Origin of the sequence: Paracoccus sp. J39, assembly GCF_000518925.1 — a bacterium.
Lineage (GTDB): Bacteria > Pseudomonadota > Alphaproteobacteria > Rhodobacterales > Rhodobacteraceae > Paracoccus.
This window is the reverse complement of the sequence record NZ_JAEN01000001.1, coordinates 350689-365009: the sequence shown is the minus strand read 5'-3', so window position 1 is coordinate 365009 and position 14321 is coordinate 350689. Positions and strand designations below refer to the sequence as shown.

Genomic DNA, 14321 nt, shown 5'->3' with positions numbered 1-14321 from the left:
CTTAACGCGCGGCGAACTCTTCCCCGCCGTCCAGCGCGTCGAGGATCAGCCGGCCGTCGAGATGGTCGGCCTCGTGCTGGGCGATGCGGGCCTCGATGCCGTTCAGGGTCAGCAATTGCAGCGCCCCGCTCATGTCGAAGCAACGCATCGAGATCGTGACCGGCCGCGTCACCGCCATCGGCCGGCCGGGGATCGAGAGGCAGGCTTCCTCCATGGTCGCGACCTCGCCGCCCAGCGGGGCGATCTCGGGGTCCATGACCACGCGGGGCAAGGGCGCGCCCTCCTTCCAGCCGTGATCCATGACGAAGATGCGCCAGCCTTCGCCGATCTGCGGCGCGGCGAGGCCGCGGCCGCCGGCGTCGTACATGGTCGCCAGCAGGTCGGCGGCCAGTTGCGAGACCTGGTCCCAGCCGAGCCGGCCGACCGGATCGCAGAGGCGGCGCAGCGCCGGGTCGGGATGAAGCAGGATCGGGCGGATGCGCCCGCGGGCGGCCAGCGCGGCGGGGTCGGGCCCCCCGGACGCCTGCGCGGCGTCCTGGCCCGACAGGGGCTCAGGCACGGTTCCGCTCGCGCTTCAGCTTGACCATCTTGCGGGTGATCATCTGGCGCTTGATCGGGCTCAGGTAGTCGATGAACAGCTTGCCGTCGAGATGGTCGATCTCGTGCTGGGCGCAGGTGGCCCAGAGCCCCTCGAACTCGCGCTCATGCGTCTTGCCGTCGAGGCCGAGCCAGCGCACCCGGACCTGGGCCGGGCGGGTCACGTCGGCATATTGGTCGGGGATCGACAGGCAGCCCTCCTCATAGGTGTTCAGCGCCTCGGACGTCCAGGTCACTTCGGGGTTGACCATGACGACGGGGTTGCGCGGCGCCTCGGGGTCCTTTTCGCAATCCATGACATAAAGCCGCGACAGCACGCCGACCTGCGGCGCGGCCAGGCCCACGCCCGGCGCGTCATACATGGTGGCCAGCATGTCGGCGGCCAGGGTCTCGATCTCGGGGGTGATGCGGGCCACGGGCTCGCAGGGCTTCTTCAGCCGCGGATCGGGGTGGAGGATGATGCTGCGCAAGGTCATGACCGTGATCTAGGGCAAGCCTTGGCCTTGCGCAACAAGCCGCTATGCTGCACGGCGACGGAAAACGAGGGGAAACCATGGCCCAGCCCGATTTCGACGAAATCATCGACCGCACCGGCACCGCCTGTTCCAAATGGGACGACATGCAGGCGATCTACGGCGTCTCGCCCCAGGACGGGATCGCGATGTGGGTCGCAGACATGGATTTCCGCCCGCCGGCCTCGGTGCAGCGCGCGGTCGAGGCGATGGCGGCGCATGGCGTCTATGGCTATCCCGGCGCCAACCCGGCCTATGTCGAGGCGATCCGCTGGTGGATGGAGACGCGCCACGGCTGGCAAGTGCAGCCGGAATGGATCCTCTCGGCGCACGGGCTGGTCAACGGCACGGCGGTCTGCGTCGATGCCTTCACCCGGCCGGGCGACCGGGTGATCATCATGACCCCGGTCTATCACGCCTTCGCCCGGGTGATCCGCGCGTCAGGCCGCGAGGTGGCCGAGTTCCCGCTGGCCATGCATGACGGGCAGTATCGCATGGACTGGGAGGGCTGGCAGAAGCTGCTGACCGGGCGCGAGCGGATGCTGATCCTGTGCTCGCCCCACAATCCCGGCGGCAGGGTCTGGAGCGCCGAGGAATTGCGTCAGGTCGCCGATTTCTGCGCCGCCCATGACCTGATCCTGGTCTCGGACGAGATCCACCACGACCTGGTCCTGCCCGGCGGCCCGCGCCATTCGGTGCTGGCCACCGTCGCGCCCGAGGCCGCGCCGCGGCTGGTGACGCTGACCGCCGCCACCAAGACCTTCAACATCGCCGGCGCCCATATCGGCAACCTGATCGTGGCCGACGAGAGGCTGCGCAAGCGCCTGCAAACCCGGCTGATGGCCCTGGGCATCTCGCCCGGGCTGTTCGGGCCGGGCATGGTCGCCGCCGCCTATTCGCCCGAGGGCGCGGCCTGGGTCGATGCGCTGACCGGCTATCTGGACGGCAACCGGCGGCTGTTCGACGACGGGGTGAACGCGATTCCCGGCCTGCGCTCGATGCCCTTGCAGGCAACCTATCTCGCCTGGGTCGATTTCTCGGACACCGGCATGGAACGCGCCGAGTTCACCCGCCGCGTCGAGCAGGGCGCCCGCATCGCCGCGAACCACGGCGGCAGTTTCGGCACCGGGGGCGAGGACTTCCTGCGCTTCAACCTCGCCACCCCGCGCGCCCGGGTGGCCGAGGCCGTGGCGCGGCTGCAAGAGGCGTTCCGCGACCTGCAATGAAGCGGCTGGGCGGCATCTTCTCGGCGCTGTGCCTGGCGGCGGTGCTCTGGGGGCTGTGGCTGATCTGGGCGCCGCAGCCCGCGCCGCAGCCCCAGCCCCAGCCGCCGGCGGCGGGCTGGCACTGGCCGGGCTTGCCCGATCTGCGCCTGCCCGAGTTCCGGCTGCCGCGCATCACCCTGCCGCCGGTCTTCCAGCGCCCGCCGACAATGCCGGAGGCACCCATCGCCTCGCCCGTCCGGCGCATCCTGGTCGAGAAATCCGCCCGGCGCATGACCGTCTGGCAGGAAAGCGGCCCGCCCCGGACCTTCCGCATCGCCCTGGGTTTCGCGCCCGAGGGTGACAAGAGCCGCGAGGGCGACGGCCGCACGCCCGAGGGCATCTTCCGCATCGACCGGCTGAACCGGCAAAGCGCCTATCACCTGTCGCTGGGCATCGACTATCCGCAGGCCCGCCACCGCGAGGCTGCGCGCCGGCTGGGCGTCAGCCCGGGCGGCGACATCATGATCCACGGCCAGCCGAATCAGATCCCCGACGGCTTTCGCGTCAAGGGCGACTGGACCGCCGGCTGCATCGCCGTCGACAATGCCGAGATCGAGGAAATCTTCGCCCATGCCCGCATCGGCACCGAGGTCGAGATCCGGCCCTGAAACCTGCCCCGGCGTGACGGCTTGCCGCAGGCCCTGCCCAAGGATAAGGCAGGGCGCATGACGTTCAGCCGCTACGCCCCCCATCTCGGCGCGACCCTCGCGCTTGGACTGCCGCTCGTCGGCAGCCATCTGGCCCGCATGGCCATCCATGTCGCCGATACGGTGATGATGGGCTGGTATGGGGTGACGGAACTGGCGGCGCTGGTCATCGCCGTGTCCTTCTTCAACATCCTGTTCTTCCTCGGCATGGGTTTCGGCATCGGCGTCATGGGGGTGATCGCCGCCGCCATCGCGCGCAAGGACGAGGTCGAGGTGCGCCGCGCGGCGCGCATGGCGCTGTGGCTGTCGATCCTCTACGGCGTGTTGGTGCTGCCGGCGATGTGGTATTCCGAACCGATCCTGCTGGCCGTCGGCCAGGCGCCCGAGGTGGCCCTGCTGGCCCAGGACTATCTGCGCATCGAGGGCGTCGGGCTGATCGCGGTGCTGTGCCAGCTGACGCTGAACAGCTATCTCGCGGCGATGGAGCGCACGCAGGTGGTGCTGTGGATCACGCTGGCCGGGCTGCCGCTGGTGATCGTGCTGAACTGGGTGCTGATCTTCGGCAATCTGGGCGCGCCGGAGCTGGGGGTGCGCGGCGCGGCCATCGCCGCCGTGGCCGTGCAATATGCCGGGCTGCTGGCGATCGCCGCCTATGCGGCCTGGCTGCCCGTGGCGCGCAAGTATCACCTCTTCCAGCGGTTCTGGCGCCCGGACCGGGCCGCGATCCGGGCCGTGTTCCTGCTGGGCCTGCCCATCGGCCTGACCATGGTGGCCGAAGGCGGGCTGTTCGTCGGCTCGAACGTGATGATGGGCTGGATCGGCACCCGCGAGCTTGCCGCGCATGGCATCGCCCTGCAGCTGGCCTCGCTGACCTTCATGCTGCATCTGGGCATGTCGAACGCCGCCACGGTGCGGGTCGGCCAGGCCAAGGGCCGGGGCGACGCCCTCTGGATGCGCGACGCGGGCGTGACGGTGACGGCGGTCTCGGTGGTGATCGCGCTGCTGGCCATGGCGGCCTTCGAGCTGTTCCCGCGCCAGCTGGTCGGGCTCTATCTGGACGAGGCCCATCCCGAGACCCCGGCGATCATCGAACTGGCCGCCGGGCTGCTGTTCTATGCCGGGCTGTTCCAGCTGATGGATGCGATGCAGGTGATCGGGCTCGGGCTGCTGCGCGGGGTGCAGGACACGCGCGTGCCCATGGTGATCGCGGCCATCAGCTATTGGCTGATCGGCATCCCGGTGGCCTACGGGCTGGCCTTCGTGGCCGGCATCGGCCCGGCCGGCCTGTGGCTGGGCCTGGTCGCCGGGCTGACCTTTGCCGCCGTGCTGCTGATGCGCCGCTTCTGGCGCGGGCTGGCGCGCGGGGACTGGACCCGCGCCGCGCGCCCGGTCTAGTCTGGCCGCGCCAGAGATCGAGAGGTTCGCCATGCGCCCGGTTTTCGTCCAGTTCCGCTGCTCGCCCGGCAAGACCTATGAGGTCGCCGATGCGATCTACGACCGCGAGATCGTCAGCGAGCTTTACTCGACCTCGGGCGATTACGACCTGCTGGCCAAGATCTACGTCCCCGAGGATCAGGATGTCGGGCATTACCTGTCCGAAAAGCTGTTCGACATCCCGCATATCGTGCGGACGCTGACCACGATCACTTTCAAGGCGTTCTAGCCCGGCCCCACCGGGCCCGCGGCCCGGAAAGCCTGCCCCCCGCGCGTGGTCCGGGCATCCGCCGAACGGGCGGGCAATGCCGCTCCCGCCCGCCCGCCGCCGCAGGCCGCCGCTGGCGGGCCGGCACCGGGTTCGCGCCGATGACGCTGCGACGGGCTGCTGCGCGGCCTTTTCTTTGCCGCGGCAGCCGCTTAACCTCGGCCCGAACGGGCGGCGGCACGGCGCCTTCGCGAAATCCCCGCGTCCCGCGCCCGAAGTCCCGTTCCCGAAACCCGCCCGCCGCCCCCGGCGGGCCAAGCCCGAGAGACGGTCAGGCCAGTGATGTTTTCCGTGCTGCCCCTTCTTGCCGGCCTGCTGTTCTTTGCCGCCTCGCTCACGCCCTCGCTGATCCCGCGGGACTGGCTGATGCAGGGCGTGCTGGCCGGGGTCTCGATGGCGGCGGGCTATGTGATGACCCAGTTCCTGCTGGCGCTGTGGCGGGCGCTGGAGCTGCCGGTGCTGAAGGGCCGGCCGGCGCGCATCGCCCATGCGGTGCTGGCCGTGCCGGTGCTGGTGCTGCTGGGCCGCGGGGTGATCCTGTCGGGGGAATGGCAGAACAGCATCCGCGCCCGCATGGGCATGCCGGACCTGGAGGTGAACAACACCGCCAAGATGCTGGCCCTGGCCTTGGCGGTGTTCCTGGCGCTGTTCGTGATCGGCAAGGCGATCCAGGCGCTGTTCGACCTGCTGCGGCTGCGTCTGGCGCGCTATATCCCGGTGCGCAGCGCCAATGTGCTGGGCCTGCTGCTGGCGGCGCTGATCGTGGTGACGCTGACCCGCGACGGGGTGGTGAACGGGGCGATGCGCATCGCCGACAGTTCCTATGCCGCGGCCCAGCACCTGACCGACCCGAATGTCCCTCCGCCCGCCGAGCCGTGGCAGGCCGGCTCGGTCGCCTCCGGCATCGACTGGGAGCTGATGGGCAAGCCGGGGCGCGACTTCGTGCTGGGCGGGCCGCGCGCCCGCGCCATCTCGGGCTTCACCGGCCGGCCGGCGAAAGAGCCGCTGCGCATCTATGTCGGCCTGGCGCAGGACAAGGACCCGGAGGTGCGCGCCAAGGCGGCGCTGGACGAGATGCTGCGCGTGGGCGCCTTCGACCGCAAGGTGCTGGTTCTGGCCAGCCCCACGGGCACCGGCTGGATGGATCCGGCCAGCTATGACGCGCTGGAATACATGCATGGCGGCGACGTGGCGACGGTGGCGGTGCAATATTCCTATCTGCAAAGCCCGCTGGCCCTGATCTTCGAGACCGAGGCCGGGCTCGACCAGACCACGGCATTGATGCGCGCGGTCTATGAACATTGGCGCCACCTGCCGGCGGACCGCCGGCCGCGCCTGTATCTGCACGGCATATCGCTGGGCGCCTGGTCGTCCATGTATGCCTTCAACCCGTTCCAGATGATGAACGAGCCGGTCGCCGGCGCCTTCTGGGTCGGGCCGCCCTTCCCCTCGACGCTGTGGCGGCAGGCCAACGGCGCGCGCCAGCCCGGCAGCCGCTTCGTCCTGCCCGAACTGGATGAGGGCGAGGTGATCCGCTATGCCAGCCAATACGCGCCGCCCGACCGTTCGGGCCGGCCCTGGGGGCGGCTGCGCATCCTGTTCCTGCAATATGCCAGCGATCCGATCGTGTTCTACGATCCGGCCTCGCTGTGGCGGGCGCCGGAATGGATGCGCGAGGCGCCGGCGCCCGATATCTCGCCCCGGCTGCGCTTCACCCCGGTGGTGACGCAGCTGCAGCTGGCGGTGGACATGCTGGTTTCGACCTCGGCGCCGCCGGGCTTCGGCCATACCTATCACGCCCGCGACTATATCGACGGCTGGATCGCCGTCACCGCGCCCGAGGGCTGGACGGCAGCCGATACCGAAAGGCTCAAAGCGATCTGCGGCCGGGACGGAAGGCTCGGATGCGCAAACGGCTGATCCTCGCGCTGGCGATGCTGGGGCTGGTGGCGCTGGCGCTGGGGCTGAACACGGCGCGCAACTATGCCGGCTGGCAGCCCGCGACCGAGACCCCGGACGAGCGGCTGGCCCGGCTTGAGCCGCATTGGCGCATCCTGCGGCCCGAGGGTCCCGGCCCGCACCCCGCCGCGGTGCTGCTGTCGGGCTGCGACGGGGTGCATGACAACATGGATTATTGGGCGCGGCAATTCGTGGCCATGGGCCGGGCGGCGCTGATCCTCGACAGCCATGCGCCGCGGCTGCTGGACAAGGCGCAGGCCTGGCGCGCGCTCTGCGCCGGGCAGGTGCTGCCGGGGGCCGAACGCGCCGGAGACCTGGCCGTGGCGCTGGCGGCGCTGGGGCGGATGCCGGACATCGACGCCTCGGACGTGGCGCTGCTCGGCGCCTCGCATGGCGGTTGGACGGCGATGGAACTGCTGCGCGCACTCGGCGAGGACGAGCCGCCGCCCGGCCTGACCGCATGGCCCATCCCGCGCGACAGCCTGGCCGCGCAGCTTGGCCCGGTGGTGCTGCTTTACCCCTATTGCGGCCTCTTGAACGGCGCCGCAAAGGGGCCCTGGCCCGGCCATGTGCGGGGGCTGATGCTGCTGGCCGAGCTGGATTCGATCATCGATTCCGCCGATTGCCAGAGGATGGGCAAGGATCTGGTCGCCCGGGGCGCGCATCTGGCCGTCATCACCTATCCCGGCATCAATCACGGCTTCGACCAGCGCGAACGCTCGTCGCTCTCGCCGCTGGAATTCGACGCGCGGGCGCGGGCGCGCGCCACCCGCGACATCCGCGCCTTCATGCAGGGTTTTGCCGCGCCGGCGCCCGGGATATGAGGTCCCGACACAAGGAGGGCAGAGATGCGCGTCGTCTTCATGGGCACACCCGATTTCTCGGTCCCGGCGCTGCGGGCCATCGCCGCGCGGCACCAGGTCGTCGCGGTCTATTCCCAGCCGCCCCGCGCGGCGGGGCGCGGGCAGAAGCCCCGCCCCTCGCCCGTGCATCGCGCCGCCGAGGAACTGGGCCTGCCGGTCCGCACGCCCGAGCGGCTGAAAGCGCCGCAGGACCAGGCGGATTTCGCCGCGCTCGCCGCCGATGTGGCGGTGGTGGTGGCCTACGGGCTGATCCTGCCGCCGCCGGTGCTGGAGGCGCCGCGGCTGGGCTGCCTGAACATCCACGCCTCGCTTCTGCCGCGCTGGCGGGGGGCGGCGCCGATCCATCGGGCGATCATGGCCGGCGACGCGGAAACCGGCGTCGCCATCATGCAGATGGAGGCGGGGCTGGATACCGGCCCGGTGCTGGCCGAGGCGCGCACGGCCATCGGCCCCGAAGACACCACCGCCGACCTGCACGACCGGCTGGCCGAGATGGGCGCCGCGCTGATCGTCGAGACGCTGCACCGCCTGCCCCTGCCCGCCCGGCCGCAGCCGGCCGAAGGCGTGACCTATGCGCAAAAGATCGACAAGGCCGAGGCGCGGATCGACTGGACCCGGCCGGCGGCGCAGGTGGACCGGCAGATCCGCGGCCTCTCGCCCTTTCCCGGCGCCTGGTGCCTGATCGGGGGCGAGCGGGTGAAACTGCTGCGTTCGCGCCTTGCCGCCGGTTCTGGCGCGCCGGGCCGGGTGCTGTCGGGCTTCACCATCGCCTGCGGCGAGGGCGCCATCGAGGTGCTGGAGGCGCAGCGCGAGGGCAAGCGCCCGATGCCGGCGGCCGAGATCCTGCGCGGCATGAGCCTGCCCGAGCGGCTGGACTGACGGCATTGTAGCAAATCCGCCACAACTTTCGGTTGTTGAGCCCCGCGCGGGCCGTTCCGCGCAACCCCATGTTAACCTTTCCCTGTCAGGCCGGGTGCGAGGCTTTTCGATCCGGCGATCCCGAAAGGGCCTGAAAAGGGGGACGACTATCATGGAAAACCTGATCCGGGTGATGGCCGCTCACTGGTGGGTGCCGCTGCTGCGCGGCATCGCGGCGATCCTGTTCGGCCTGATGGCGCTGATCTGGCCGGGGCTGACCGTCTATGCACTGCTGCTGGTCTTTGGCGCCTATGCGATCTTCGACGGGGTGATGGCGATCGTCACGGCCTTCCGGCGCAAGGCAGCGGATGACCGCTGGTGGGCCTGGGCGCTGGACGGCGTCCTGTCGATCCTCATCGGCCTGATGGCGCTGTTCTGGCCCGAGGCGACGGCGCTGGCCTTCATCCTCTGGATGGCCGCCTGGGGCGTGGTCGCCGGCGTCTTCCGCATCATCGCCGCCATCCGGCTGCGGGACGAGATCGAGGGCGAATGGGCGCTGGGGCTCAGCGGCTTGCTGCTGGTCGTCTGGGGCGTGCTGATGGCGCTGGTGCCGGCCGCAGGGCTCTTGGGCATCGCCTGGCTGATCGGCCTCTTCGCGCTGCTGATCGGCGTGGCGATGATCGTGCTGGCCTTCCGGTTGAGGGGGTTGCGGACGGCCTAGGTTGCGCGGTTGCCGGAGTATTTGGGAAACGGTGAAATGGTCAGGTGCCGCGCGGCTTGGCGCGGGTGGTCGGGTCGGCCTCAGCCGGGTTTTCCGGCCAGGGATGGCGCGGATAGCGGCCGCGCATGTCCTTCCTGACATCGCCGTAGCCCCCGGCCCAGAAGCCGGGCAGGTCTGTGGTCACAGCGACGGGCTTGCCGCCGGGCGACAGCAGGGTGATGCGCAGGGGCCGGTTGCCGACCACCGGATGGCGCGACAGGCCGAACAGTTCCTGCAGCTTCAGCTCGACCGAGGGTGTCTCGTGGTCGTAGTCGATGGGCACCCTGCGGCCCAGCGGCGTGACGAAATGCGCCGGCGCCGCCTGGTCCAGCCGGCGCTGGCCGTCCCAGCCGATGCGCGCCTTCAGCGCCTCGGCCAGGTCCAGCCCGCGCAGGTCGGCCAGAGTCCGGGCCTTGCCCAGCCAGGGCAGCAGCCAGTCGGGATCGGCCAGCAGGCTGTCGTCATCGACCGGGCCGAGTTCCGGGATCAGCGCGATCCGCGCCCGCAGCCGCGCGGCGCCGGGGCTCCAGGTCAGCCCGTTGGCCCGCAGCCCCTCGAAGGCGGCGCGGGCCAGCGCCTGCAGGTCGGGATCGTCCAGCGCCCGGTCGGCAAGCGCCAGCGCGCCAAGGCGTTCCTGCCGCCGCGCGATGACGCGGTTGTCGCGGCGGGACCATTCCACCAGCTCGGCGGTCTCGATGCGGTCGGGGAACAGGGCGCGGATCTCGTCCTCACGCACCGCCACCGCCATGCGGATGCGGGCCTCGCGCGTATCGCCATCGAGGTCGGTGGCCACGATCAGCCGCTCGGCGGTCAGCGCGTCGCCCTCGGGCAGGATCGCGCCCTTGCCGCCCGACAGCACATAACGCGGCTGCCCGCCCTTGCGGCGCAGCCCGATGCGGTCGGGATAGGCCAGCGCCGCCATGGCGCCGGGCGAGAGGCCCGCGCCCTCGCCCGCCATGCGGCGCAGGCGCTTCGCCTCGTCGCGGATGCGGTGCAGCGTGCCGGGATTGACCGGCCAGGGGTGGCGGTCCTGATAGGCGCGCAGGTCGCGGATCGCCGCCAGCCGCAGGGTCAGGTCGGCGGGGGCGCCGGTCAGCGGGTCGCGCTCAGCCATCAGCGCGGCAAGGTCGGAGGCCTCGCGCCCGGCCGTGACCAGCATATGCGCCAGCCGCGGATGCAGCGGCAGCGGCGCCAGACGCCGGCCGTGCGGGGTGATGCGGTTGCCGCCATCCAGCGCGCCGAGGTCGCGCAGAAGCGCCCGCGCCTCGGAAAGCGCCGCTTCGGGCGGCGGGGTCAGGAAGGCGAGGTCGCGCCCGTCCGAACCCCAGATCGCCAGCTCCAGCGCCAGCCCGGCCAGGTCGGCCACGGCGATCTCGGGCGGGGCGAAGGCGGGCAGCGCGCCTTCTTCGGCCCGCGCCCACATGCGATAGCAGATGCCCGGCGCGACGCGGCCGGCTCGGCCCCGGCGCTGCTCGGCCTCGGCGCGGCTGACGCGCTCGGTCACCAGCCGCGACATGCCCGAGCCGGGATCGAAGCGCGCCCGCCGCGCCCGGCCGGCATCCACCACCACCTTCACGTCGGGAATGGTCAGCGAGGTTTCCGCGATCGCGGTCGCCAGCACGATCCGCCGCCGCCCGCCCGGGGGTTGCAGGGCGGCGCGCTGCGCCTTGAAATCCATGGCGCCATAAAGCGGCAGCACCTCGGCAGCGACGTCCAGCATGGCCTGGACGCGGCGGATCTCGCCCTCGCCCGGCAGGAAGGCCAGGATGGTGCCGCCGGTGTCGCGCGTCGCCGCCTCGGCCTGGGCAATCAGCCGCGCCGCCTCGGGCACCAGCCGGGCGCCCGCAGGCAAGGGGCGGTCCAGCCAGCGCGTCTCGACCGGGAAGGCGCGGCCTTCCGAGCGGATGACCGGCGCGCCCTCCATCAGCGCCGCGACCGGCTCGGCATCCAGCGTCGCCGACATCACCAGCAGCGCCAGGTCGGGCCGCAGCGCCTGCCGCGCCTCCCATGTCAGGGCCAGGCCAAGGTCGGCGTTCAGGCTGCGCTCGTGGAATTCGTCGAAGATCACGCAGCCGACGCCGGAAAGCTCGGGGTCGGACTGGATCATCCGGGTCAGGATACCCTCGGTCACCACCTCGATGCGGGCGCCCGGCACCGCCTCGCCGCGGATGCGATAGCCGACGGTGCGGCCCAGCGGCTCGCCCAGCGTCTCGGCCATGCGCTCGGCCGCGGCGCGGGCGGCGAGGCGGCGCGGCTCCAGCATGACGATACGGCCGGGGATGGCGGGCAGCAGCGCCAAGGGCACGCGGGTGGTCTTGCCCGCCCCCGGCGGCGCCATCAGCACGGCGCGGCCATGCGCGGCCAGCGCGGCGGTCAGGTCGGGCAATACGGCGTCGATGGGCAGATCCATGCCGCCTTATGGCAAAGCGCCGTCGGGGCGAAAAGAGGTGCCCCTACACATCCGCCGCCGGCCTGCCTATCTTGACCCGGCCAAAGCGAGGGACGGAATGGGTATCGCCGACGATCTGATGCAGGGCCTGGGCATCTCGGACCCGGTGATCCGGCTGGGGGTGACGGGGCTGTCGCGGGCCGGCAAGACCGTGTTCATCACCTCGCTGGTGGCGAATCTGCTGGATCGCGGGCGCATGGCGGCGCTGCGGGCCGCGGCCGACGGTTCGCTGAAGGCGGCGTGGTTGCAGCCGCAGCCCGACGACACCGTGCCGCGCTTCGATTACGAGCGGCATCTGGCGGCGATGACCGGCCCCGACCCGCATTGGCCCGAGGGCACCCGCCATGTCAGCCAGCTGCGCCTGTCGCTGCGCATCCAGCCGCGCGGGCTGATCGCCGGCTGGCGCGGCCAGCAGGTGCTGCATCTGGACATCGTGGACTATCCGGGCGAGTGGCTCTTGGACCTGCGGCTGATGGAGAAGGATTTCGACCAATGGTCGCAGGAGGTACTGGACCGCACGGCCGGCCGTCCGGGGGCCGAGGATTTCCGCGCCGCGCTGGCCGCCACCGACCCGGCCCGCTTTGACGAGACGGCGGCGCAGGCGCTGGCCGCGTCCTATACGAGGCACCTGCACCTGGCGCGCGAGGCGGGCTGGTCGGACTGCACGCCCGGCCGTTTCCTGATGCCGGGAGAGCTGGACGGCTCGCCGGCGCTGACCTTCACGCCGCTGCCGCACGAGATGCGGGCGACGCCCCTGGGTCGTGAGTTCGCGCGCCGTTTCGGAGCCTACAAGGCGCGGGTGGTGAAGCCGTTCTTCCGCGACCATTTCGCCCGCATCGACCGGCAGGTGGTGCTGATGGACGTGCTGGGCGCCATCCATGCCGGGCCGCAGGCGGTCGAGGACATGCGCCGCGCCATGGCCGACATCCTGACCGCCTTCCGCCCCGGCCGCGCCGGCTGGCTGGCGCAGCTGCTGGGCTCGCGCCGGGTGGGGCGGATCCTGTTCGCCGCGACCAAGGCCGATCACCTGCACCACATCCAGCACCCGCGCCTGACCGCGATCACCGCCGCCATGCTGCGCGAGGCCCGCGACCGCGCCGATTTCTCGGGCGCGCGGACCGAGGCCATGTCCATCGCCTCGCTGCGCACCACCACCGAGGAGATGATCCGAGAGGCAGGCGAGGAGCTGCCCGCGGTGCGCGGCACGCTGATGGACGGGCGGCAGGCGGCCTTCTATCCGGGTGAGTTGCCCGCCAATCCGGCCGAGCTCTTGGTGCCGGCAAGCCAGGGCGCGACGCGCTGGCTGGAGGGCGATTACGCGATCATGGATTTCGCCCCGGCCCCCGGCACGCTGCGGCCGGGCGACGGGCCGCCGCATATCCGGCTGGACCGCGCGGCCGAGTTCCTGATCGGCGACAGGCTATAGGAGAGCGCCATGGCTGAACCTCCGAAACGGCGCGGGCCGGTGCTGAAGGAGATGGGCGAGGCGCAGGGCGAACAGGCCGCGGCCGCCAGCCCCGCGCAGGCGCCGGGCGCCGCCCCGAGTCCTGGTGCCGGACCGGAGCGGCCCGGTCCCCTGGCCGTGGCTCCGACCCGCCCCGACCAGCGCGACCGCAAGGCGCCGCGGGCCGAGTGGCGCGAGGGCGAACCCGCGCCCTCGCCCGCCGATGCGCCGATGATCGACGACGGGCTGGCCCCGCCCTTGCCGCAGCAGCGCACCATGCAGCTTGTCGCCCGGCTGGTCGGGCGCGGGCCGTCGCGGCTGACGCGCTTCTTCATCAATACCGGGGTGGCGCTGTTCACCTTTCTGCTGTCCGTGGCGGCGCTGCGCTACCTGACCGGCCTGCTGAACAGCTATCCGCTGCTGGGCTGGATCGGCATCGCGCTGATGGTGCTGTTCTGCCTCGCGGCGCTGGGGATGGCGTTTCGCGAATACCGCGCCTGGTCGCGCTTTGCCGCCATCGATGGCATCAACCGCGAGGCCGGGGCGGCGCTGGCCTCGGGTGACCTGAAGGCCGCGCAGCATGTGGTGGCGCGGATGGAGAGCCTGTATCGCGGCCGGCCGGAGCTGGAATGGGGCCTGACCCGGCTGCGCGAGCGCAAGCCCGACGCCTATGATGCCGAGACGCTGATCGCGCTGGCCGAAACCGAGTTGCTGGCCGCCCTGGACCTTGAGGCCCGGCGCGAGATCGAGGCCGCCGCCCGCACCGTCGCTGCCGCCACCGCGCTGATCCCGCTGGCGCTGGCCGACGTGATCGCGGCGCTGGCGGCGAACCTGCGCATGATCCGCCGCATGGCCGAGATCTATGGCGGCCGCGCCGGCGCCGTCGGCGGCTGGCGGCTGGCGCGGACGGTGATGACGCATCTGATCGCCACCGGCGCCGTCGCCGCCGGCGACGACCTGATCCATACCGTGGCCGGCGGCGGCCTGCTCGCCAAGGTCTCGAAACGCTTCGGCGAGGGGGTGGTGAACGGCGCCCTGACCGCCCGCGTCGGCATCGCGGCGATGGAGGTCTGCCGGCCGCTGCCCTTCCTGCACCAGCCCCGGCCCCGGGTCGGCAACCTGATCGCGCGGGGCCTGAAGGGGCTCTTCGGCGAGGAGGAGGCGAAGTAGCCGCGGGTTGCGCCGCCGCGTGAGTATTTGGGAAACGGTGAAAGGCGGCGACATCCGGGCAGCGGCACGGTCGCATGAGCATTTGGGGAGCGAAG

General features: G+C 71.6%; 13 protein-coding genes. 10 read left to right on the top strand and 3 right to left on the bottom strand.

The annotated features are described in order from the left end of the window. Window position 1: 1 nt before the first annotated feature. On the bottom strand, window positions 2-559 hold the full coding sequence (locus L632_RS0101820) for a peptide deformylase (protein ID WP_028713413.1): 558 nt from the start codon (window positions 557-559) through the stop codon (window positions 2-4). After that, window positions 552-1073: a peptide deformylase gene (gene def, locus L632_RS0101815; RefSeq protein ID WP_028713412.1), complete on the bottom strand. Its 522-nt coding sequence runs from the start codon at window positions 1071-1073 to the stop codon at window positions 552-554. The genes L632_RS0101820 and def overlap by 8 nt, the downstream gene beginning before the upstream one ends. A gap of 77 nt (window positions 1074-1150) precedes the next feature. On the opposite strand from def, the gene L632_RS0101810 reads away from it, so the two are divergent. From L632_RS0101810 to L632_RS0101775, 8 genes are all read left to right on the top strand, one after another. Further along, entirely contained in the window at window positions 1151-2335 is a 1185-nt protein-coding gene (locus L632_RS0101810) for a MalY/PatB family protein (RefSeq protein WP_028716241.1), read from the top strand. Then, the gene (locus L632_RS0101805; RefSeq protein ID WP_028713410.1) at window positions 2332-2982 is read left to right on the top strand and encodes a murein L,D-transpeptidase family protein; all 651 of its coding nucleotides are present in this window, start codon (window positions 2332-2334) and stop codon (window positions 2980-2982) included. Before L632_RS0101810 ends, L632_RS0101805 begins: the two co-directional genes overlap by 4 nt. 57 nt (window positions 2983-3039) lie before the next feature. Beyond that, entirely contained in the window at window positions 3040-4416 is a 1377-nt protein-coding gene (locus L632_RS0101800; protein ID WP_028713409.1) for an MATE family efflux transporter, read from the top strand. A 31-nt stretch (window positions 4417-4447) separates the two neighbouring features. Next, the gene (locus L632_RS0101795; RefSeq protein ID WP_028713408.1) at window positions 4448-4684 is read left to right on the top strand and encodes an Lrp/AsnC ligand binding domain-containing protein; all 237 of its coding nucleotides are present in this window, start codon (window positions 4448-4450) and stop codon (window positions 4682-4684) included. Window positions 4685-5005: 321 nt separating this feature from the next. Then, on the top strand, window positions 5006-6643 hold the full coding sequence (locus L632_RS0101790; RefSeq protein ID WP_028713407.1) for an alpha/beta-hydrolase family protein: 1638 nt from the start codon (window positions 5006-5008) through the stop codon (window positions 6641-6643). Continuing rightward, window positions 6628-7506, top strand: coding sequence for a dienelactone hydrolase family protein (locus L632_RS0101785; RefSeq protein WP_028713406.1), 879 nt, complete (start codon window positions 6628-6630; stop codon window positions 7504-7506). Before L632_RS0101790 ends, L632_RS0101785 begins: the two co-directional genes overlap by 16 nt. Before the next feature lie 24 nt (window positions 7507-7530). Then, window positions 7531-8424 carry a methionyl-tRNA formyltransferase gene (gene fmt / locus L632_RS0101780; protein WP_028716240.1) on the top strand — a complete coding sequence of 298 codons (894 nt, stop codon included), beginning with the start codon at window positions 7531-7533 and terminating at the stop codon, window positions 8422-8424. 151 nt (window positions 8425-8575) lie between these two features. Further along, on the top strand, window positions 8576-9124 hold the full coding sequence (locus L632_RS0101775) for an HdeD family acid-resistance protein (RefSeq protein WP_028713404.1): 549 nt from the start codon (window positions 8576-8578) through the stop codon (window positions 9122-9124). A 40-nt stretch (window positions 9125-9164) separates the two neighbouring features. Here the strand turns inward: L632_RS0101775 and hrpB are convergent, their stop codons facing one another. Then, entirely contained in the window at window positions 9165-11573 is a 2409-nt protein-coding gene (gene hrpB, locus L632_RS0101770; protein ID WP_028713403.1) for an ATP-dependent helicase HrpB, read from the bottom strand. Between the two features lie 97 nt (window positions 11574-11670). On the opposite strand from hrpB, the gene L632_RS0101765 reads away from it, so the two are divergent. After that, entirely contained in the window at window positions 11671-13038 is a 1368-nt protein-coding gene (locus L632_RS0101765) for a YcjX family protein (RefSeq protein WP_028716239.1), read from the top strand. A 9-nt stretch (window positions 13039-13047) separates the two neighbouring features. Next, window positions 13048-14226: a YcjF family protein gene (locus tag L632_RS0101760; protein WP_028716238.1), complete on the top strand. Its 1179-nt coding sequence runs from the start codon at window positions 13048-13050 to the stop codon at window positions 14224-14226. Window positions 14227-14321 lie beyond the last annotated feature (95 nt).

What these genes read in the sequence shown, in the direction of transcription:
- def (WP_028713412.1), bottom strand. Translation starts at nt 1,073, where the DNA reads ATGACCTTGCGCAGCATCATCCTCCACCCCGATCCGCGGCTGAAGAAG.
- L632_RS0101810 (WP_028716241.1), top strand. Translation starts at nt 1,151, where the DNA reads ATGGCCCAGCCCGATTTCGACGAAATCATCGACCGCACCGGCACCGCC.
- L632_RS0101805 (WP_028713410.1), top strand. Translation starts at nt 2,332, where the DNA reads ATGAAGCGGCTGGGCGGCATCTTCTCGGCGCTGTGCCTGGCGGCGGTG.
- L632_RS0101800 (WP_028713409.1), top strand. Translation starts at nt 3,040, where the DNA reads ATGACGTTCAGCCGCTACGCCCCCCATCTCGGCGCGACCCTCGCGCTT.
- L632_RS0101795 (WP_028713408.1), top strand. Translation starts at nt 4,448, where the DNA reads ATGCGCCCGGTTTTCGTCCAGTTCCGCTGCTCGCCCGGCAAGACCTAT.
- L632_RS0101790 (WP_028713407.1), top strand. Translation starts at nt 5,006, where the DNA reads ATGTTTTCCGTGCTGCCCCTTCTTGCCGGCCTGCTGTTCTTTGCCGCC.
- L632_RS0101785 (WP_028713406.1), top strand. Translation starts at nt 6,628, where the DNA reads ATGCGCAAACGGCTGATCCTCGCGCTGGCGATGCTGGGGCTGGTGGCG.
- fmt (WP_028716240.1), top strand. Translation starts at nt 7,531, where the DNA reads ATGCGCGTCGTCTTCATGGGCACACCCGATTTCTCGGTCCCGGCGCTG.
- L632_RS0101775 (WP_028713404.1), top strand. Translation starts at nt 8,576, where the DNA reads ATGGAAAACCTGATCCGGGTGATGGCCGCTCACTGGTGGGTGCCGCTG.
- hrpB (WP_028713403.1), bottom strand. Translation starts at nt 11,573, where the DNA reads ATGGATCTGCCCATCGACGCCGTATTGCCCGACCTGACCGCCGCGCTG.
- L632_RS0101765 (WP_028716239.1), top strand. Translation starts at nt 11,671, where the DNA reads ATGGGTATCGCCGACGATCTGATGCAGGGCCTGGGCATCTCGGACCCG.
- L632_RS0101760 (WP_028716238.1), top strand. Translation starts at nt 13,048, where the DNA reads ATGGCTGAACCTCCGAAACGGCGCGGGCCGGTGCTGAAGGAGATGGGC.